2 protein-coding genes are annotated in these 634 nt (G+C 31.5%); both read left to right on the top strand.

What is annotated here, in order from left to right:
* Positions 1-265 (top strand): hypothetical protein (locus TCEL_RS11415; RefSeq protein ID WP_198010685.1); only part of this gene is annotated, 265 nt, incomplete at its 5' end.
* Between the two features lie 61 nt (positions 266-326).
* On the top strand, positions 327-575 hold the full coding sequence (locus tag TCEL_RS11410; RefSeq protein ID WP_040684076.1) for a hypothetical protein: 249 nt from the start codon (positions 327-329) through the stop codon (positions 573-575).
* Positions 576-634: the final 59 nt, after the last annotated feature.

The following is a 634-nucleotide window of genomic DNA, read 5'->3' as shown; positions in this document are numbered from 1 at the left end:
ATATTATGAACAATATTTTTCAATCAAGTATGGTATACCAACTGTAGTTTTCCATACATTAGGAAGAAATATGGCTATGACTCAACAGCAAGTTGATATGTTATATAAGGAGATAGATACCTATACAAGAGCAGAAAAATTGATGAAGGAAAACTTATTATTTGAAGAGTACCCTCATCATATGCCTAATGCAGTAATAAGGGGAGGAACTGTTAGAAAGATAATAAATTTAAACTTTTTCTCAGGATATAGATACTATAAATAAAACAACCCTTAAGGCAGTAGAATCAATTTTAGGACAAGAGTACATATTTGATGTTCAGGATGTGCTAATTAACACAAGTAATGATATATCTGTAGTTACTGTTATAGTAAATGCCCTGTTGTATGGAACTGAAGAGGTACTTGTAGGTTCAGCACTTGTTAAAAATGATTTAAATGAAACAATAGCAAGAGCAACACTAGATGCAATTAACAGGGTAATACAAAAAATAACCTACTTAAAACTTAATATCTTAGTAAAAAAGGCCGATTTAATTTATATTTTATCCTTAGCGGAGAAATGCGACAGGTGATTAGCGAAGACCTGTTAGCCTAAACGCGAAGGAGTGATAGTAATGAAGAGATTTTTACC

The organism is Thermobrachium celere DSM 8682 (assembly GCF_000430995.1).
GTDB lineage: Bacteria > Bacillota > Clostridia > Clostridiales > Caloramatoraceae > Thermobrachium > Thermobrachium celere.
This window is presented reverse-complemented; position numbering and strand designations above follow the sequence as displayed.